The organism is Streptomyces sp. NBC_00390 (genome assembly GCF_036057275.1).
In the GTDB taxonomy this organism is placed as follows: Bacteria; Actinomycetota; Actinomycetes; order Streptomycetales; family Streptomycetaceae; genus Streptomyces.
This window is the reverse complement of the sequence record NZ_CP107945.1, coordinates 1613575-1633058: the sequence shown is the minus strand read 5'-3', so window position 1 is coordinate 1633058 and position 19484 is coordinate 1613575. Positions and strand designations below refer to the sequence as shown.

Sequence of the window (19484 nt, the reverse complement as noted above, 5' to 3'; positions counted from 1 at the left end):
CGATGGCGCTGAATCCACGGGCCGCCACCGCTCCGGCCGGCACCCCCACCAACATCTCCCAGGGTTCGCAGACCAAGGGCGGCATCGGCGAGTCGACACTGCGCCCCGACGGCACCCTGAAGGTCACCGGCGAGTTCGCGTACTCCTCCGACATGTGGCACGAGGACATGCTGTGGGGCCACACCCTGCGCAGCACCGTCGCGCACGCCGAGATCCGCTCGATCGACATCTCCGAGGCCGTCGCGATGCCCGGCGTGTACGCCGTGCTGACCTACGACGACCTGCCCACCGAGGTGAAGAACTACGGCCTGGAGATCCAGGACACCCCGGTCCTCGCCCACGGCAAGGTCCGCCACCACGGCGAGCCGGTGGCCCTGGTCGCCGCCGACCACCCGGAGACCGCCCGCCGCGCCGCGGCCAAGATCAAGATCGACTACGCCGAGCTGCCGGTCATCACGGACGAGGCGTCCGCGACCGCGCCCGACGCGATCCTGGTCCACGAGGGCCGCGACGACCACCACATCGGCCACGTCCCGCACCCGAACATCGTCCACCGGCAGCCGATCGTCCGCGGTAACGCCGACGAGGCCGCCCGGCGTGCCGATGTGATCGTCAAGGGCGAGTACACCTTCGGCATGCAGGACCAGGCCTTCCTCGGCCCGGAGTCCGGCCTCGCGGTCCCCTCCGAGGACGGCGGTGTCGAGCTGTACGTCGCCACCCAGTGGCTGCACTCCGACCTCCGCCAGATCGCACCCGTACTCGGCCTGCCCGAGGACAAGGTGCGCATGACGCTCTCCGGCGTCGGTGGGGCGTTCGGCGGCCGCGAGGACCTGTCGATGCAGATCCACGGCTGCCTGCTGGCGCTGCACACCGGCAAGCCCGTCAAGATCGTCTACAACCGGTTCGAGTCCTTCTTCGGGCACGTCCACCGGCACCCGGCGAAGCTCTACTACGAGCACGGCGCCACCAAGGACGGCAAGCTCACGCACATGAAGTGCCGGATCGTCCTGGACGGCGGCGCCTACGCCTCCGCCTCCCCGGCGGTCGTCGGCAACGCCTCGTCCCTGAGCGTCGGCCCGTACGTACTCGACGACGTCGACATCGAGGCGATCGCGCTCTACACCAACAATCCTCCCTGCGGCGCCATGCGCGGCTTCGGCGCGGTGCAGGCGTGCTTCGCCTACGAGGCCCAGATGGACAAGCTCGCGGCGGAGCTGGGCATGGACCCGGTGGAGTTCCGGCAGCTCAACGCCATGGAACAGGGCACGATCATGCCGACCGGCCAGCCGGTCGACTCACCGGCCCCCGTCGCCGAGCTGCTGCGCCGCGTCAAGTCCCGCCCGCTGCCGCCGGAGCGCCAGTGGGAGACCACCGAGGGCGCCGACGTCCGAGCGCTGCCCGGCGGTCTGTCCAACACCACGCACGGCGAGGGCGTCGTACGAGGAGTGGGGTACGCGGTCGGCATCAAGAACGTCGGCTTCTCCGAGGGCTTCGACGACTACTCCACCGCCCGCGTACGGATGGAGGTCATCGCCGGCGAGCCGGTCGTGACCGTGCACACCGCGATGGCGGAGGTCGGCCAGGGCGGCGTCACCGTCCACGCGCAGATCGCGCGCACCGAGCTCGGTGTCGCCCAGGTGACCATCCAGCCGGCCGACACCCAGGTCGGATCGGCAGGGTCCACCTCCGCGTCCCGCCAGACCTATGTCACCGGCGGCGCGGTCAAGAACTCCTGCGAGGCCGTACGCGAGAGGGTCCTCGAGATCGGGCGGCGCAGGTTCGGGTCGTACCACCCCGCCTGGGCCACCGCCGAGCTGCTGCTCGAAGGCGGCAAGGTCGTCACCGACGGCGGCGAGGTACTCGCCGACCTGGTGGACGTCCTGGAGGGCGAGGCGGTCGACATCGAGCTCGAGTGGCGCCACCGCCCCACTGAGGCCTTCGACCTCCGCACCGGCCAGGGCAACGGCCATGTCCAGTACTCGTTCGCCGCGCACCGCGCGGTGGTCGAGGTGGACACGGAGCTCGGACTGGTGAAGGTCATCGAGCTGGCCTGCGCACAGGACGTCGGCAAGTCGCTCAACCCGCTGTCCGTCGTCGGCCAGATCCAGGGTGGCACCATCCAGGGCCTGGGCGTCGCGGTCATGGAGGAGATCATCGTCGACCCGAAGACCGCGAAGGTGCGCAACCCCTCCTTCACGGACTATCTGATCCCCACGATCCTCGACACGCCGACCATCCCCGTCGACGTGCTCGAGCTGGCCGATGAGCACGCGCCGTACGGACTGCGTGGCATCGGCGAGGCCCCGACCCTGTCCTCGACCCCGGCCGTCCTCGCGGCGATCCGGAACGCGACGGGGCTGGAGCTCAACCGGACGCCGGTGCGCCCCGAGCACCTCACCGGCACCTGACCCCCCCCAGAACTCCCCGGGCGGTGCGTGCCGTGCCTCCAAGGAACGTCACACTTCCCCGCCTGTCCGCGTCGCCCGGGGACACCAAGTGCCGCACCGCTCGCGGCCACGCATCACCGAGCAGTAGGAGCAGTACGAGCAGTACCCGCAGTTCCAGTTCGTCTCGGGCCGTCCCCCGGGTCGTGCGCCAAGCACCATCCCAAATCCCGCCGCCGAACGAGTGCGGTGGGTGCCCCTGTGAACCTTGGGAGTAGGCACCATGACCCAGCAGTCCACTGAGCCGAGGACGACGGCGGAGGACGCCGGCGCGGGAACGCGCCGGCCCGCCGGCCGCTCCTGGCTCGACCGGTACTTCCACATAACCCAGAGAGGGTCGACCCTCGGCCGGGAGGTGCGTGGCGGCATCACCACCTTCATGGCGATGGCGTACATCATCCTTCTCAACCCGGTGATCCTGTCGGTGCCCGATGTGGCCGGCAACCGCCTCGACGGTGGTCAGCTGACCACCGCGACCGCCTTCGCCGCCGCCGCAACCACCATCGTGATGGGTCTCATCGGCAATGTGCCGCTGGCCCTCGCCGCGGGACTGAGCGTCTCCGCCGTCATGGCATTCCAGGTCGCGCCCGAGATGACCTGGGAAAACGCGATGGGTATGTGCGTCATCTACGGTGCCGTGATCGTCCTGCTGGTCGTCACCGGCCTGCGTGAACTGATCATGAACGCCATCCCCCTGGCCCTGAAGCACGCCATCACCATGGGGATCGGCCTGTTCGTCTGCTTCATCGGCCTGGTCCAGGCCGGCTTCGTCACCTCCATGCCCGGTGAGGGCGGTGTCGCCGGCGCCAAGCCCATCCAGCTCGGGACCAGCGACATGCTCACCGGCTGGCCGGTCCTCTGCTTCGCCGTCACGGTGATGCTGATCTTCCTGCTCCAGGTCCGCAAGGTCCCCGGCGCGATCCTCATCGGCATCGTCGGCGGCACCCTGTTCGCCGCCGCTGTCCACCAGTTCGCCGGGCTCGACAAGGCCGCCTGGGGCGGACTGAACGCCCCGGAGATCACCGGCTCCGTCGTGAGCGCCCCGGACTTCGGCCTGTTCGGCAACGTTTCCTTCTCCGGCATGGGTGAGGTCGGCGGGATCACCGTCGGAGTCATCGTCTTCACCCTGGTGCTGGCCGGCTTCTTCGACGCCATGGGCACGATCATCGGTATCGGCCAGCAGGCCGGCCTCGCCGACGACAAGGGCCGGATGCCCGGCCTGAACAAGGCCCTGGCCATCGACGGCGCGGGCGGAGCCATCGGCGGCGTGGCCGGCGCGTCCGGGCAGACGGTGTTCGTCGAGTCCACGGCGGGTGTCGGTGACGGGGCCCGTACCGGCTTCGCCAGCGTGATCACCGGCCTCGCCTTCACGCTCTGCCTGTTCTTCACCCCGCTGGCGCAGGTCATCCCCACCCAGGTGGCCGCCGCGGCGCTGGTCGTGATCGGTTCGATGATGCTGACGAACGCCAAGCACATCGACTGGAACGACTCGGCGACCGCGATCCCGGTCTTCCTGACCACCGTGCTGATGCCCTTCACCTACTCCATCACCGCGGGTATTGCCGCCGGAGTCATCGCCCATGTACTGATCAAGGCGGTCCAGGGCAAGGCCCGCGACGTCGGCTGGCTGATGTGGGTCCTCGCCGTCGTCTTCCTCGCCTATTTCGCACTGCACCCGATCGAGGGCTGGCTGGGAGTCAGGTAGCCCCCCGCAGGAGAACCCGCCGCCTTCCCCACACCTTCACTCCCATCGACACCCAAGGAGAGCGAACATGCTGGACATCGCCGAAGAGCTGAACCGGTGGGTCGAGCAGGGCCGTTCGTTTGCCGTCGCCACCGTGGTGGCCGTCGGCGGCAGCGCGCCCCGGCAGCCGGGTGCCGCCCTCGCCGTCGACAGCGAGGGCACGGCCATCGGTTCGGTCTCCGGCGGGTGTGTGGAAGGCGCGGTGTACGACTTGTGCCGACAGGCGCTCGAGGACGGCGAGACCGTCCTCGAGCGCTTCGGATACAGCGACGAGGACGCCTTCGCCGTGGGCCTGACCTGCGGTGGCATCATCGACATCCTCGTCACCCCGGTGGGCGTGGACGCTCCCGCCAGGGCTGTGTTCGCCGGCGCGCTCTCCGCCGCCGCCCAGGGACGGGCGGCGGCGGTCGCGCGGATCACCGACGGGCCTGCCGACCTCGCGGGCCGCGCCCTGCTCGTGTGCCCCGACGGCACCTACGAGGGCTCGCTCGGCGGCCACCCCGAGCTGGACCGCACCGCGGCGGGCGAGGCCCGCGCACTGCTGGACGCGGGCCGTACCGGCACGGCCGTCATCGGCGAGGACGGCAGCCGCTGTGGACAGCCGCTGACGCTGTTCGTCGAGTCGAGCGTCCCCGCCCCGCGCATGATCGTCTTCGGTGCGATCGACTTCGCGTCGGCGCTGGTCCGGGTCGGCAGATTCCTCGGCTATCACGTCACGGTCTGCGACGCGCGGCCCGTGTTCGCGACGAGGATCCGCTTCCCGGACGCGGACGAGATCGTCGTCGACTGGCCGCACCGCTATCTGGATTCGACCGAGGTCGATGCCCGCACCGTGCTGTGTGTGCTGACCCATGACGCGAAGTTCGACGTACCGCTGCTGCAACGGGCGTTGCGGCTCCCGGTCGCCTACGTCGGGGCGATGGGCTCGCGCCGCACCCACGAGGACCGCAACAGGAGACTGCGCGACGTCGGTGTCACCGAAATCGAACTCGCCCGGCTGCGCTCCCCGATCGGCCTCGACCTCGGTGCGCGTACACCGGAGGAGACGGCGCTGTCCATCGGCGCGGAGATCGTCGCGGGCCGCCGCGGCGGGAGCGGTGTCTCGCTCACGGGCGCGCACACACCGATCCACCACGACGCACCTGCCAGGCCGGTGGGGCGCATCGGGTCCGTGGCCTGACCGACGGGCCCGTACCGCCGGGCGGTCGCGTACAGTACAACGACTCGCAGCAGGACCCCGCAGCGCTGCTGCGGGGTCCTTGCGCGTACGGGGCGGAGTGCGCTCTTGCGCGGCCGCTGGAACGCGGGCGCGACCGCCGGCGGGGCGCCGAACCCGGCATCGGTGACGGGGCCGCGGTCGGGACGAGCGACAAGGCGGCCGAACGCACCCCCACACGGGCGGGCGGCCGCCGGGCCTGTCATGTGTGACGTTTCCTTCAGTGCTGACGCTGATCATGAAGGGGAGAGAAACCGGCACGGGTGCGCAGCGCCCGCACGAAGAAGAGGATCACGTGGTCAAGGGGGGCGGGGGCCGACATGCGCAGACGTCCGACGCCGAGCTCGGTGACGCGGTCGCTCGCGCCCAGAACGGCGACGAAGCCGCCTTCGCCGCGGCCTACCGGATCGTCCACCCCCCGCTCCTCGGATTCCTGCGCGGGCTGGTCGGTGACGACGCAGAGGACGTGGCATCCGACGCCTGGCTGGAAATCGCCCGTGATCTGGGTCGGTTCCGGGGTGACGGACCGGGCTTTCGGGCCTGGACGGCGAGCATCGCGCGCAACCGGGCCATCGACCATCTGCGCCGTCTGAAGAGTCGCCCGCGCGCAAGCCTGCTCGAAAGCGACCTCGCCGAACGGCCTGCGCGCGTGGACACCGCCGGCGAGGCCTTCGAGGCCATCTCCACCCAGCAGGCCCTTGCCCTGATCTCGACGCTGCCCCGCGGGCAGGCTGAAGCGGTGCTGCTCCAGACGGTCATCGGTCTCGACGGACCGGCTGCGGCACGCGTCCTCGGCAAGCGGCCCGGGGCGGTGCGGTCGGCGGCGCACCGCGGGCTGAGGCGTCTGGCGAAGAGCCTGGAAGCCCTGGAGCCGAGACATGTGACGGATTCGGGCTCCCGTGCGCTGGAACGTGAGAGATGAACGAGAACCATCGATCGGGAGACCCGGTGGAATCCGGCGCCGAGCCGCAGCCGTATGCGCAGGGACACACGAGGCAGCCGTCGCTCGACGAGCTGCTGTCTGCCGCTGCCCGCCCGGCAGCCGTCGCACCGGCGTCCGAGGAGCACGCGGTGGCCGCCTTCCGCGCGGCTCGCGACGCGGGCGCGCTCAGCAGGCCCACCAGGCGCGGTGACGACTGGCGCCCGTGCGCGCCACGGCGACGGGTTGCGTGGGCGAAGATCGGCGCAGGCACACTCGTCGGCGGCGTCATGCTGAGCGGCGTGGCCATGGCGGGCGGAGTGATCCCGGCGCCCTTCGACGAGCCTGAGGGGGGACGGCGCCCGGCACCCCGTACCACGCCCGGTCCCGCACAACACACGCCCGGTCCCCTGCAACAGCCGACGAGTGCACCGCCGTCGGGCTCGGCGGCGCCGAACGGCCCGGCGGACAGGGGCACTCGGGGCGAACGGCCGCCGACGGCCGCAGACCGGCGCGCGCACTGTGAGGCGTACGAGGCACAGCAGCGGCGCGGCACCGCGAAGGACGGCGGACTGCAACTGCGCCTGGAGGCGGAAGCGGGCGGGGGACCCGAGGCCGTGGCCGGCTACTGCGCCCGGCTGCTGGACCGGCAGACGCCGTTGGAGGTCCCGAAGCCGGTCAAGTCCGGCCCGGTGAAAGGCAGTAAGGCCGCCGCGGCGTCCGACGGTTCGGTAGCCGACGGCGAAGAACCCGGAGAGAACTGAGAGCGCCCCTTCACACACGGAACGGGCTGCACAACAAGACGGAGCCGGCCGTATCGACCGGCCGGCTCCGCTTCGTGCTTCCGGCTTACGGGGTCAGCACCGAGCCGATGCGCACACCGGCCGGGGCGCCGAGCGCCGTGGTCCCGTAGTACACCCCGGAGCCGGCCACGATGCCGCTGCTGCCGCTGTTGTCGATCTGCAGGACCGTGCCGTTGTTCGCGTCCTCGCCGTCGGCGCCGATCGCGAGGTCGGCCCTGACGAACCCGGACAGATCGGCCAGCGTGACGGACGAGCCGAGACGGTCGTTCGACTCCGTCGAGCCCGGCACGCCCGTGGTGTCCTGGCTGTAGGCGGCCGAGCCGGTGCCCGTGGGACCCGTCGACGAGCCGCGCAGCAGCAGCACTTGACCGGCGTTGGTCTGCGAGACACCGCTGCGGGTGATGTCCTCGCCGGGCAGGCCCGTGAGGATGTCGTCGTAGCCGTCGAGGTTCGCGTCGCCGACCGACACGGACGCGCCCATGTCGTCGCCGGTCTCGCCGGTGCCCGGCACACTCGTGGTGTCCTGGCCGATCGACTTGCGGCCGGTCGAGGTCAGTCCGGTGGACGAGCCGAACACGGCGGTGACCGCACCGCCCTTGAGGGTGTGACCGGACTCCGTGGGACTCGGCTGGCCGACGGCGAGGTCGGCGTATCCGTCACCGTTCAGGTCGCCCGAAGCGAGCGAGCGGCCGCCGCGCGCGTCCAGGATCCCGACCCGCTGCAGTCCGGACGCGGACCCCTTGAGCCACAGCAGCCGGCCGACGCCGCCCGGATCGCGGAAGGAGACCGCCGCGTCGGCGTACCCGTCCTTGTTGAAGTCGCCTGCCGCGGCGCTCGCGTAGGCGACGGCACCGGTGTAGGCGGCGGAGCCGAGGTTCCCCGACCTGGCGGCCCCGGTTGCGCCGTCGAACGACCACCAGCGGCCCGGCTTGCCCGGTGCCACGGAGAAGACGTCGGACCTCCCGTCGGCGTTGAAGTCGCCGGTGGCCACGGTGGTGCCGAGCTTCTCGCCCGCGGTGCGCGTGGTCGCGGTGGTCCAGTACGACGTGCCGGTGTTCAGGGCGGGACCGTACATCACGGTCACCTGTCCGGTGTCGGTCTGGGCGCTGGTGCCGTTCTCACCGGGAGCGCCGACGAGCAGGTCCGCGGCGCCGTCGCCGTTGACATCGCCCCAGGCGCTGTCGGTGCCGAACTGGTCGCCTGCCTCCGAGCCGCCGGGCACACCGGGGCTGTTCTGGTTGAAGGTCTTCCTCGCCGCGGAGGTGGGACCGTCCGATCCGCCCGGCAGCACGGTGACGCTGCCGTCGCTGCTCGCGACCCGCGGCAGGCCCACGACCAGGTCGGGGACGCCGTCCCGGTTGAAGTCGGCTGTCGGGATCGCGGAGTTGCGGCCGGCGCTCGCCGCGAAGTCGCGGATCGCAGGCAGCTTCGCGTAGAGGTTGGTGCCCGGGCACGCGGTGGCGAAGGCGTCGCGGTGGCCGGAGATCACGTTCATGGTGGCCTGCTGGCCCTTGGCGTAGACGCCTGTGCTCTCGACGGCGGTGAGGGTCACCTTGCCCTTCGGGTTGCCGCCGTACTGACCCAGCTTCCAGGCGGCGACACGGGCCGCCGACTGCAGCGCTGCGTTGGTCGGCCGGCCGGCCGGCTTGCCCGTGGCCGTGTCGCCATGGAAGTCGCCGAGCAGGGCGATGCCGGTGGAGTAGCTGTTGAAGCCGTAGGTGTGTGCGCCCTTGACCGGCAGGTCGGTGCCACCGGCCCGGCCCTCGAAGATCCGGCCGCACTTGTCGACCAGGAAGTTGTAGCCGAGGTCGTTCCAGTCCTCGGTCTGGACGTGGTACGTCATGATGCCGCGGACCAGGGCGGCGGACTCGGCGCAGCTGTAGTTGTTCGAGCCGACGGTGTGGTGGATGTAGACCGCCTGCACCTTGTCGATGTACTCGGCGGGGTCCTCGACCAGCGACTCGTCGGCACCCCACTGAGCGCGGGGGATGATCGGCGGCTGACGCACCGTCGACGGCGGTGCGGTCGGCTTGGTGGGTGTGGGGCTGGGTGTCGCCGTGTCGGTGGGGGTCGCGGTGTCCGTCGGCGCCATCGTCTCGGTCGGCGTCGGCGTCGGCGTCGGCGTCACGGGATCGGTCGGCGCGGCCGTGTCGGTGGGCGACGGTTCGGCCGTGTCCCCAGGGGAGTCCGTGGGGGAGGGGCTCAGGCTCTCGGCCACGGTGAACGCGGCCGGGTCCATCGACGCAGCCGCCGGGTTCTTCGCCTCGGCCTTGCTCACGCCGGGGTCGACCATGTGCAGCTTCAGGTTCTTCGGCAGCGTCCTGTGCCCGTCGACCCGTACCTGCACCGCGGTGGAGGGCCCGACCCACAGCGGATCGGAGGCCCCGTGCCCGGTGCCCTCGGGGGTGTCCGGCCCGTGCGCGTCCAGCTCGAGCGGCTGCCAGCCGGACCACTTGCCGGTCTCGGCGTCCCGCGTGCGCACCTCGGCCGTGCCGTCGACCTTGGCGGCGCCGTCCCATCCGATGCCGACGAGCGAGAAGGGCGCGGTGCCGGTGGCCGGCAACTCGCGTTCCTTCGCACCGCCCTTGGCGAGCTGGAGTGTGCGCAGCTTGGCGGCCCGCTCCTGAAGCCGGTGCGGCTTCTTGACCGGTTCCGACGGGTTGGCCGTGGCGATGGTGACGATCCCCGCCCCGCCGAGGACGACGGCGCCGAGCGTCAGCCAGGCTCGGCGTCTCATGCTCAAGGGTCGGTACGCGTGCGACGTACGCGGGCTCAAGTGCCCCACCTCTCAGAGAAGTATCTGTGTGGCACACCCGTCTCTTGGACGTACCGCAGTACCCAGCGCACCGGAGGTCACAACCATCACGGGGAGACGAGGGAATGTGAGACAGATCACCAGCCGTCCACGGCCGGTCCGGGCTGCCCGGCGCCCGTGCCTCTTGAACACCGGACCTGCCCCATCCGTATCTCAGGGGGGCCCGACTCATCGCGGGCCGTTCCAGGCAGGGGAGGCATGTCTTGGCCGGCAGCAATGTCACCGCACTTTTCCGCAGTTCAACCGCGCACAGCCCGTCCTACTTCACGCTCAACCGGGCAGGCGGCGGCGCGGCCGGCGAGATCGTGGACTTCTGCATCCCCTGCAACCCGTACTTCCCCACCCCTGCCATGTTCGAGCGGCTGGGCGACAGCCTCCGTGACATCCTCACCTACTACCCGAGCAGCGCCGACACGATCACCGCCGAGCTGTGCCAGGTCCTCGGACTCAACCCGCAGACCGTCGCGATGGGCAACGGCTCCACCGAACTCATCACCTGGATCGACCACTTGCTGGTCCGTGAATCCCTCGCCGTACCCGTGCCCACGTTCGGCCGCTGGACCGACCAGCCGATGGAGACGGGCAAGCGGGTGGACATGCTTCTCCTTCCCGAAGCGCGCGGCTTCGAGCTCGACCCGCAGTCCTTCGTCCAGTTCATCCGCACCCGCGGCTCCCGCGCCGCCGTCATCTGCAATCCCAACAACCCGGACGGCGGACTCCTCACCAAGCAGCAGGTGCTCTCGCTCGTCGACTCGCTCCAGGACCTGGACCTGGTCGTCGTCGACGAGTCCTTCCTCGAGTTCGCCGATGCCGACCAGGACCCGAGCATCGTGGCGGAAGCGGTGCTGCGGACGAATGTGATCGTGCTGCGCAGCCTGGGCAAGAACTTCGGCCTGCACGGCGTGCGCTTCGGCTATCTCGTCTCCAACCCGCAGCTCGCGGGCAGAGTGCGGGCCGCCCTGCCCAAGTGGAACCTCAACTCCTTCGCCGAGACCGTGGTGTTCATGCTCAAGGAGCACCGCCAGGAGTATGCCGAGAGCCTCCAGCAGGTGCGCCGCGACCGGCAGGAGATGATGTGGCGGCTGTCCCAGCTGCCGGGCCTGACGGTTTATCCCTCCCAGGGCAACTTCGTGTACGTCAGGCTGCCCGAGGGCGCCGACGGGTCGATTCTGCGCGACCGGCTGCTCGCCGAACACGGCGTCCTGATCCGCGAATGCGGCAACAAGATCGGCAGCTCCAGCCGCTTCGTACGCCTGGTCGTGCGCCCCGAACAGGATGTGATGCGTCTGATGTCCGCGATGGAACAGGTCCTCTACGGCCAGCGGATCCCGGCCCCCGCCCCCGCCCCGGCACCCGAGCCCCTCGCTCCGATGCTCGCCCCGGCCGCCCCCGCCCGGCCGCAGCCCCAGCCCCAGCCCCAGCCGCAACCCGTGATGGCGGCAGCGGGTGCGCTCCCCCCGATGCTCGCCCTGGCCCAGCAGCCGGTCGCCGCCCGCGGCCTCGCGCCGGCCCCGGCACCGATGACGGCCGCCGCCGCGAGAGCCATGACGGCGGGCTACACGTCGGGCACGCCGGCGGTCGACCGCCTGGTCTCCCAGGGATAGGGCACAGCGGGTCGGCCCCTGCCTCACGCTGCCTCCGAGGACCTTGTGTGACCTGTGCTGATCGCGCTGCGCGACGACTCGGGATGCGCACCCGCGAGGCCGCTGGTTCGCTGAAGGGGCCCGCTCATCCCGACGTCCGAGGAGTGACCATGAGCGTTTCAGGCGAGTCCGGCGGCCGCGCCCGGCAGATGCGTCAAAAGGCCGAGGAACTGAAGCAGGCTGCGGAACGTGCGACCGATCCGGAGGAGCGTAAGCGCCTCCAGGACAAGGCCCGCAGGCTCAAGGAGCAGAGCGAGCAGGAGAGCGCCATGAGGGCGGGGGACATCTACCCCCAGGAGTAGTCCCTCCCCGGTACTCACCCGGCCGGTGACCGCCCGCGACACGCGAGCGGCCACCGGCCGCACGCGTGGGTTGGCCCGAAGGGCGCGCACAGGCGAGGCCCTCCTTGTGCAACTCGCGTTGGCCGCAGCCCTCTTCGGTGTTGACCTGAAGCGGGCTTTGGGCTGTGCGCCTTGGGCATGTCGTCGCTGCAGGAGAACGTCCGGAATCATCGTCGCCGGACTGGGATGAGCCAGGAGCAACTCGCCGAAGCAGCCGGTCTGTCCGTGGGCGTCGTGCGCAAGGTCGAGCAGGGCGGGAACGTTCAGGTCGAGACCTTGCACATGCTCGCGCGAGCTTTAGGCACCACGACGTCCAGTCTCTTCGCCACGGAGGCGCCCGAACCCCTCCACGCCGACGTAGGCGACGGTCCGAAGCTGTCCGAACTGCGCCGGGCACTCATGCCGCCGGTCGGACTGCGCGAAGTGCTCGTCGAGGCCGAACAGGCGCCCACTCCGGCTGCCATCCAGCGCGACATCGAACCCGGGGGAGCCGTGCTGGTTCAAGTCCAACCGCGGTTCCCTGACGTCTCTCTGACGTGCGGTGCGGTCAGCCGAGTCCGGGAACCGTCGAGACCACGACGTCGATCAGCTTGATGCCGACGAACGGCAGGGCCAGTCCGCCCAGGCCGTAGACGGTGAGGTTTCTGCGCAGCAGATCGTGGGCGGACGCGGGGGTGTACCGGACTCCGCGCAGGGCGAGCGGGATCAGCGCGACGATGATCAGCGCGTTGAAGATGATCGCCGAGGTGATCGCAGACTTCGGGCTGTGCAGTCCCATGATGTTCAGTGCCTCCAGGCCCGGATACGCGCTCGCGAACATCGCGGGGATGATCGCGAAGTACTTGGCCACGTCGTTGGCGATCGAGAAGGTCGTCAGCGCACCGCGCGTGATGAGCAGCTGCTTGCCGATCTCGACGATCTCGATGAGCTTGGTCGGGTTGGAGTCCAGGTCCACCATGTTCCCGGCCTCCTTGGCGGCCGAGGTACCGGTGTTCATGGCCACGCCGACATCGGCCTGCGCCAGCGCCGGGGCGTCGTTCGTACCGTCGCCCGTCATCGCCACGAGCTTGCCACCGGCCTGCTCGCGCTTGATGAGGGCGAGCTTGTCCTCGGGGGTCGCCTCGGCGAGGTAGTCGTCGACGCCCGCCTCCGCCGCGATGGCGCGTGCGGTCAGCGGATTGTCGCCGGTGATCATCACCGTACGGATGCCCATCCGGCGCAGCTCCGCGAACCGTGCCCGGACCCCTTCCTTGACCACGTCCTTGAGATGGACGATCCCGAGCACGCGCGGGCCGTCCCAGTCGTGCACCGCCACGACGAGGGGTGTTCCGCCGCCGGCGGCTATGGAGTCGGCCCAGGTACGGGCCTCGCTCGGCACGGCGCCGCCGTACATCTGCACCCACTCGATCACCTGCGCCGCGGCCCCCTTGCGGATATGGCAGGCGGCGCCGTTGTCCCAGCGCAGATCGATGCCGCTCATCCGCGTCCGTGCGCTGAAGTCCACGAAACGCGCCTGGGACAGCTCCCCTTCGGCGGGGGCCCGAAGCCCGTATCTCTCCTTGGCGAGGACCACGACCGAACGGCCCTCCGGCGTCTCGTCGGCGAGCGAGGAGAGCTGCGCGGCGTCCGCCAGGATCATGACGTCCACGCCCGGCATCGGGACGAAGTCCGCTGCCTCGCGGTTTCCGAGGGTGATGGTGCCGGTCCTGTCGAGCAGCAGGATGTTGACGTCTCCCGCCGCCTCGACGGCCCGGCCGGACATCGCGAGCACATTGCGCTGGACGAGGCGAGGCCGGTACGAGTGGTCGCAGGCGGCCCTGCCGGCCGGCACTCGCCCCCGCGCGGCCCGCCGGCATCGCCCGCCGCCTGGGCCCGGTCGTCGCCGGGGCCCCGGCGACGACCGAGCGGCGCAGGGAGGTGCGGCGGTCCCTGGACCGACGCGCTCCGCTCGTCCGCCGAAGACCTGACCGCTTGGGGTCGGCCGGAGTGTCGTTTGCCGATGACGTCCACGGTCTGCGGCGGCCGGGAAGGAATCTAATGCCCCTCGGTACCTCAATGGGCCTGGTACGGAAGGGCCTTGTACGTCCTTAACGGCACTCTGGCGGCACGCGTCAACGACACGTCAAACAGGACTGACAGAGCATCAGGAACGTGTCAACGCGTCCGGTTTGTTTCCGGTACCGATCGCAGACTGATCGGCAGGGGGACGGACGACCGTCCGCGGCGCCGGGCTGGAGGGCGAGTGACCATCACCGCCGGGAGTGCGCAAGGTCCGGCAGTGGGGGTCCGGACAGGCGCACCGGAGCAGCCGCGGCAGGTCCCCGGCATGTCCAACACCCACTTCGGTGAGTGGATCGACGCGCTCGACCGGGTGACGGAGATCAACCGTGCGGCCTTCGACACCGCGGCACGGGACGGCCGCGGCTCCGTCACCGTGCTGCTGCCGTGGGCAGGCGCAGCCCTGCTGGTCACGGCCGAGCTGACGGTCCTGGGGCTGCGCCCGCGGCCGACCGAGTTCCGCTGACCGTCATCCCGACCGATCACCCGGAGTGACCTGCGCCCGCAGGGCGTACGGGTTGCGTCAAGACGACAGTGGAGTACGTCAGGGAGCCGTTAACGCGGGTCGTGTCGTGGCCGAAAAGCGCTTTGCTCTAACGGTCCGAGAATCCGTATCTCTTTCAGGAGCTCACGATGGCCGACGTGGCCTTCGTCGTCACCACGATCGCGGTTTTCGCGCTGGTGGCTCTCATTGCCAAGGGGGTGGCGAAGCTGTGACTGCCGAGAACATTGTCGGCCTGATCGTGGCCGTCGCCCTGCTGGGCTATCTCGTCCTCGCCCTCGTCAAGCCTGAGAGGTTTTGAGCACGGATATGAGCCCCTTCCTCGCTGCTGTGCTCCAGCTGCTCGCGCTGATCGCCGCGCTCGCCCTGGCGTACCGTCCGCTCGGCGACCACATGGCCCGGGTCTACTCCTCCGACAAGCACCTGCGTGTGGAGAAGTGGATCTACAAGGCCATCGGCGCCAATCCGAACGCCGAGATGCGCTGGCCCGCCTATCTGCGCGGTGTCCTCGCCTTCTCCGCGGTGAGCGTTCTCTTCCTCTACCTGCTGCAGAGGGTCCAGGGCAGCCTGCCCGGCTCGCTCGGCTTCTCCTCCATCGACCCGGACCAGGCGTTCAACACCGCCGCGTCGTTCGTGTCGAACACGAACTGGCAGTCGTACTACGGCGAGCAGGCCATGGGCCACGTCGTACAGACCGGCGGCCTGGCCGTGCAGAATTTCGTCTCGTCGGCCGTGGGCATCGCGGTCGCCGTGGCCCTGGTCCGCGGATTCGCCCGCTCCCGCACCGGTGAGCTGGGCAACTTCTGGGCCGACCTGGTCCGCGGCACCGTCCGCATCCTGCTGCCGATCTCGGTGATCGCCGCGATCGTGCTGGTCGCGGCCGGCGCCATCCAGAACTTCTCCGGCATCCACGAGGTCGGCCAGTTCATGGGGGGCGCCCAGGAGTGGAACGGCGGCGCGGTCGCCTCCCAGGAGGCCATCAAGGAGCTGGGCACCAACGGCGGCGGCTACTTCAACGCCAACTCGGCCCACCCCTTCGAGAACCCGAACGCCTTCACCAACCTCTTCGAGATCTTCCTGATCCTGCTGATCCCGTTCTCGCTGACCCGGACCTTCGGAAGGATGGTCGGCAGCGTCAAACAGGGTTACGCGATCCTCGCCACGATGGCGACCATCTGGGTGGGCTTCGTGCTGCTGATGTGGGCGACCGAGTTCGCGGGCAACGGCCCGGCGTTCGAGGCCGCGGGCGGCGCGATGGAGGGCAAGGAGACCCGCTTCGGCATCGGCGCCTCGTCGATCTTCGCGGTCTCCACCACGCTCACCTCCACGGGAGCGGTGGACTCGTTCCACTCCTCGTTCACCGGCCTCGGCGGCGGGATCACCATGCTCGGCATGATGCTGGGCGAGATCGCACCCGGTGGTGTGGGCTCCGGCCTCTACGGCATGCTGATCATGGCGATCATCGCGGTGTTCATCGCCGGTCTGATGGTCGGCCGTACGCCCGAGTACCTCGGCAAGAAGATCGGCACCCGCGAGATCAAGCTGGCGGCCTGCTACATCCTGGTCACCCCGGCGCTGGTGCTCTGCTTCACCGCCGCGGCGATGGCGCTGGACACCCCGGCGAACTCGATGACCAACTCCGGCGCGCACGGATTCTCCGAGATCCTCTACGCCTACACCTCGGGCGCCAACAACAACGGCTCCGCCTTCGCCGGCCTCAACGCGGACACGCAGTGGTTCAACACCACCATCGGTCTCGCGATGCTGCTCGGCAGGTTCGTCCCGATGGTGTTCGTGCTGGCACTGGCCGGCTCGCTCGCCGAGCAGAAGCCGGTCCCGGAGACCGCGGGCACCCTGCGTACCGACAAGCCGCTCTACGCGGGTCTGCTCGTCGGCACCATCATGATCATCACCGGTCTGACCTACTTCCCGGCCCTGGCGCTGGGTCCGCTCGCCGAAGGGCTGGCGTCATGACCACCGACGTGAAGAAGCAAGAGGACTCGATGTCCACTGCCACTGGGACCCCGGCGCCCCACAGCGATGTGCCGACCGGGCACAAGCCCGAGGCCGGGCGCGTCGCCGGCGGTCTGTTCGACCCGGCGCAGCTGATCAAGTCCTTCCCGGACGCCCTGCGCAAGCTCGACCCCCGCGTGATGGTCAAGTCCCCCGTGATGTTCGTGGTCCTGGTCGGGTCGCTGGTCACCACCGCCCTGGCGATCAAGGACCCGGGCGACTGGTTCGGCTGGGCGATCGCGGCCTGGCTCTGGCTGACCACGATCTTCGCCAACCTGGCGGAGGCGGTGGCCGAGGGCCGCGGCAAGGCGCAGGCGGACACTCTGCGCAAGGCCAAGACCGACACGGTCGCCCGGCGGCTCATAGGCAAGAACGAGGAGCGCGTCCCCGGTACCGATCTGCGCATCGGCGACCTGGTGGTCTGCGAGGCGGGCGACATCATCCCCGGCGACGGTGACGTCGTCGAGGGTGTGGCGAGCGTCGACGAGTCCGCCATCACCGGTGAGTCGGCTCCGGTCATCCGCGAGTCGGGCGGCGACCGCTCGGCCGTGACCGGCGGCACGAAGGTGCTCTCGGACCGGATCGTCGTCAAGATCACGACGAAGCCGGGCGAGACCTTCATCGACCGGATGATCGCCCTGGTCGAGGGCGCCGCCCGGCAGAAGACGCCCAACGAGATCGCGCTGAACATCCTGCTCGCCTCGCTGACCATCGTCTTCCTGCTCGCCGTCGTCACGCTGAAGCCGTTCGCGATCTACGCGGACGCCGACGAGCAGACCTCGATGATCGTGCTGACCGCCCTGCTGGTCTGCCTGATCCCGACCACCATCGGCGCACTGCTGTCGGCGATCGGTATCGCCGGCATGGACCGGCTCGTGCAGCGCAATGTGCTCGCGATGTCCGGCCGCGCGGTGGAAGCGGCGGGCGACGTCTCGACGCTGCTGCTCGACAAGACCGGCACCATCACGCTCGGCAACCGCCAGGCTTCCGAGTTCGTACCGGTCAAGGGCACCACCGAGGCGGAGCTGGCGGACGCCGCCCAGCTCTCCTCGCTCGCCGACGAGACGCCCGAGGGCCGCTCGGTCGTGGTCCTCGCCAAGGAGAAGTACGGGCTGCGCGAGCGCCACCAGGGTGAGCTGTCGGGTGCCGAGTGGGTCGCCTTCACCGCCCAGACGCGCATGTCCGGCGTCGACCTCGTCGAGAACGGCGCCGGCCGCAAGGTCCGCAAGGGCGCCACGGCCTCGGTCATGGCCTGGGTCGAGGAGCGCGGCGGCCGGATCTCCGACGACGCCGACGAGATCGCGAACCGGATCTCGCAGGCGGGCGGTACTCCGCTGCTCGTCGCGGCCGAGGACGACAAGGGCGCCCGCGTGCTGGGTGTCATCCACCTCAAGGACGTCGTCAAGGAGGGCATGCGGGAGCGGTTCGACGAGCTGCGCCGTATGGGCATCAAGACCGTCATGATCACGGGTGACAACCCGCTGACGGCCAAGGCGATCGCCGAGGAGGCGGGCGTCGACGACTTCCTCGCCGAGGCGACTCCCGAGGACAAGATGGCCCTCATCAAGCGTGAGCAGGCCGGTGGCAAGCTCGTGGCGATGACGGGTGACGGTACGAACGACGCCCCGGCGCTGGCGCAGGCGGATGTCGGCGTGGCCATGAACACCGGTACCTCGGCCGCCAAGGAGGCCGGGAACATGGTGGACCTGGACTCCAACCCGACCAAGCTCATCGAGATCGTCGAGATCGGCAAGCAGCTGCTCATCACGCGCGGTGCGCTGACGACCTTCTCGATCGCCAACGACGTGGCGAAGTACTTCGCGATCATCCCCGCGATGTTCGCGGTCGCCTACCCGGGCCTGGACAAGCTGAACATCATGCAGCTTGCCTCGCCGCAGTCCGCGATCCTGTCCGCGGTCATCTTCAACGCGCTGATCATCGTGGCGCTGGTGCCGCTCGCCCTGAAGGGCGTGCGCTACCGGCCGACCAGCGCGGACAAGATGCTCCGCCGCAACCTCGGGATCTACGGCATCGGTGGCCTCATCGCCCCGTTCATCGGCATCAAGATCATCGACCTGCTCATCTCCCTCATCCCCGGGCTGCGTTAACCAGAAAGCGTGCTGATCGCCATGAACAACTCCTTCGGAAACGCGGCACGGCTGATCGGGGCCGGGCTCCGAGCCCTGCTCGTCCTCACCCTGGTGACGGGCGTCCTGTACCCGCTGCTGGTCACGGGCGTCGCCCAGGGCCTGTTCAACGACAAGGCGAACGGCTCGGAGATCAAGAGCGACGGCAAGGTGGTCGGCTCCGAACTCATCGGACAGACCTACTACCTGCCGCTGAAGGCTGCGTCCGACTCAACTACGGGCGACGACGCGGAGGAGGCGCCGAGGCCGGACCTCAAGTGGTTCCAGCCCCGTCCCTCCAACGGTCTGGGCAGCAACAGCGTGAACACCCAGTACTCGCTGATCCTGTCCGGCGCGACGAACCGGTCGGGCGACAACGGCGTCGGGGAGGACGGCAAGTGCCCGACTGACCCCACGAAGGCCGAAGAGGGCAGTCTCTGCCAGCAGGTCGTGGCCGCCAAGGACGCGGTGATCGCGGACAATGAGACCCCCACCTACAAGGTCAGGCCCTCGGATGTGCCGGCCGACGCCGTCACCTCCTCCGGCTCGGGTCTGGACCCGGACATCTCCCCGGAGTACGCCAAGCTCCAGGTCCACCGGGTCGCGGAGAAGAACAACCTCACCGTCGCCCAGGTCGACAAGCTCGTCGACGACCACACCGACGGCCGGATCCTCGGCTTCATGGGTGAGCCGACGGTGAACGTCCTGAAGCTCAACATCGCGCTCAAGGAACTGGCCAAGGGCTGAGAGTGCATGCAGTGGGCGGGAGTCGGCACCCCGGGGTACGTCCCCGGGGCGCCGACTCCCGCCGCCGCATGCCACCACCATGTGCCGGACCGGCGTCGGCGCTCCCGGCACCG

At 69.8% G+C, this 19484-nt stretch carries 14 protein-coding genes and 1 pseudogene; 13 read left to right on the top strand and 2 right to left on the bottom strand.

Going from position 1 to position 19484, the window contains the following annotated elements:
- Nucleotides 1-2 precede the first annotated feature (2 nt).
- The 5 genes from OHS70_RS07080 (at nt 3) to OHS70_RS07060 (ending at nt 7087) form a co-directional block, all read left to right on the top strand.
- On the top strand, nt 3-2408 hold the full coding sequence (locus OHS70_RS07080) for a xanthine dehydrogenase family protein molybdopterin-binding subunit (protein ID WP_328394788.1): 2406 nt from the start codon (nt 3-5) through the stop codon (nt 2406-2408).
- A gap of 259 nt (nt 2409-2667) precedes the next feature.
- Nucleotides 2668-4149: an NCS2 family permease gene (locus tag OHS70_RS07075; RefSeq protein ID WP_328394786.1), complete on the top strand. Its 1482-nt coding sequence runs from the start codon at nt 2668-2670 to the stop codon at nt 4147-4149.
- 67 nt (nt 4150-4216) lie between these two features.
- On the top strand, nt 4217-5368 hold the full coding sequence (locus tag OHS70_RS07070) for an XdhC family protein (protein WP_328394784.1): 1152 nt from the start codon (nt 4217-4219) through the stop codon (nt 5366-5368).
- A gap of 331 nt (nt 5369-5699) precedes the next feature.
- Nucleotides 5700-6326, top strand: coding sequence for an RNA polymerase sigma factor (locus OHS70_RS07065; RefSeq protein WP_328405472.1), 627 nt, complete (start codon nt 5700-5702; stop codon nt 6324-6326).
- A complete protein-coding gene (locus OHS70_RS07060) occupies nt 6323-7087 on the top strand; it encodes a hypothetical protein (protein WP_328394782.1) in 765 nt (254 codons plus the stop codon). The genes OHS70_RS07065 and OHS70_RS07060 overlap by 4 nt, the downstream gene beginning before the upstream one ends.
- A gap of 85 nt (nt 7088-7172) precedes the next feature.
- Here OHS70_RS07060 and OHS70_RS07055 read toward each other — a convergent pair whose 3' ends face one another.
- On the bottom strand, nt 7173-9863 hold the full coding sequence (locus OHS70_RS07055; protein WP_328394781.1) for an FG-GAP-like repeat-containing protein: 2691 nt from the start codon (nt 9861-9863) through the stop codon (nt 7173-7175).
- A gap of 281 nt (nt 9864-10144) precedes the next feature.
- Here OHS70_RS07055 and OHS70_RS07050 point away from each other — a divergent pair, with 281 nt between their 5' ends.
- The 3 genes from OHS70_RS07050 (at nt 10145) to OHS70_RS07040 (ending at nt 12519) form a co-directional block, all read left to right on the top strand.
- Nucleotides 10145-11545, top strand: a complete 1401-nt coding sequence (locus OHS70_RS07050) for a pyridoxal phosphate-dependent aminotransferase (protein ID WP_328394779.1) — start codon at nt 10145-10147, stop codon at nt 11543-11545.
- A 149-nt stretch (nt 11546-11694) separates the two neighbouring features.
- Nucleotides 11695-11886, top strand: coding sequence for a DUF6381 family protein (locus tag OHS70_RS07045; protein WP_328394777.1), 192 nt, complete (start codon nt 11695-11697; stop codon nt 11884-11886).
- Nucleotides 11887-12063: 177 nt separating this feature from the next.
- Nucleotides 12064-12519: a helix-turn-helix domain-containing protein gene (locus OHS70_RS07040; protein WP_328394775.1), complete on the top strand. Its 456-nt coding sequence runs from the start codon at nt 12064-12066 to the stop codon at nt 12517-12519.
- On the opposite strand, the pseudogene kdpB (OHS70_RS07035) reads toward OHS70_RS07040, so the two are convergent.
- Nucleotides 12473-13714, bottom strand: a pseudogene (gene kdpB / locus OHS70_RS07035) (potassium-transporting ATPase subunit KdpB); the annotation flags it as partial. The gene OHS70_RS07040 and the pseudogene kdpB (OHS70_RS07035) overlap by 47 nt on opposite strands.
- A gap of 537 nt (nt 13715-14251) precedes the next feature.
- On the opposite strand from kdpB (OHS70_RS07035), the gene OHS70_RS07030 reads away from it, so the two are divergent.
- From OHS70_RS07030 to OHS70_RS07010, 5 genes are all read left to right on the top strand, one after another.
- Nucleotides 14252-14449, top strand: coding sequence for a hypothetical protein (locus OHS70_RS07030; RefSeq protein ID WP_328394773.1), 198 nt, complete (start codon nt 14252-14254; stop codon nt 14447-14449).
- A gap of 247 nt (nt 14450-14696) precedes the next feature.
- Nucleotides 14697-14786 (top strand): K(+)-transporting ATPase subunit F, encoded by a 90-nt coding sequence (gene kdpF / locus OHS70_RS07025; RefSeq protein WP_242330691.1) that lies wholly within the window; start codon nt 14697-14699, stop codon nt 14784-14786.
- Nucleotides 14787-14794: 8 nt separating this feature from the next.
- A complete protein-coding gene (kdpA, locus tag OHS70_RS07020) occupies nt 14795-16459 on the top strand; it encodes a potassium-transporting ATPase subunit KdpA (RefSeq protein ID WP_328394766.1) in 1665 nt (554 codons plus the stop codon).
- Nucleotides 16456-18606 (top strand): potassium-transporting ATPase subunit KdpB, encoded by a 2151-nt coding sequence (gene kdpB, locus OHS70_RS07015; RefSeq protein ID WP_328394764.1) that lies wholly within the window; start codon nt 16456-16458, stop codon nt 18604-18606. Before kdpA ends, kdpB (OHS70_RS07015) begins: the two co-directional genes overlap by 4 nt.
- Before the next feature lie 21 nt (nt 18607-18627).
- Nucleotides 18628-19371, top strand: a complete 744-nt coding sequence (locus OHS70_RS07010; RefSeq protein ID WP_328405470.1) for a potassium-transporting ATPase subunit C — start codon at nt 18628-18630, stop codon at nt 19369-19371.
- Nucleotides 19372-19484 lie beyond the last annotated feature (113 nt).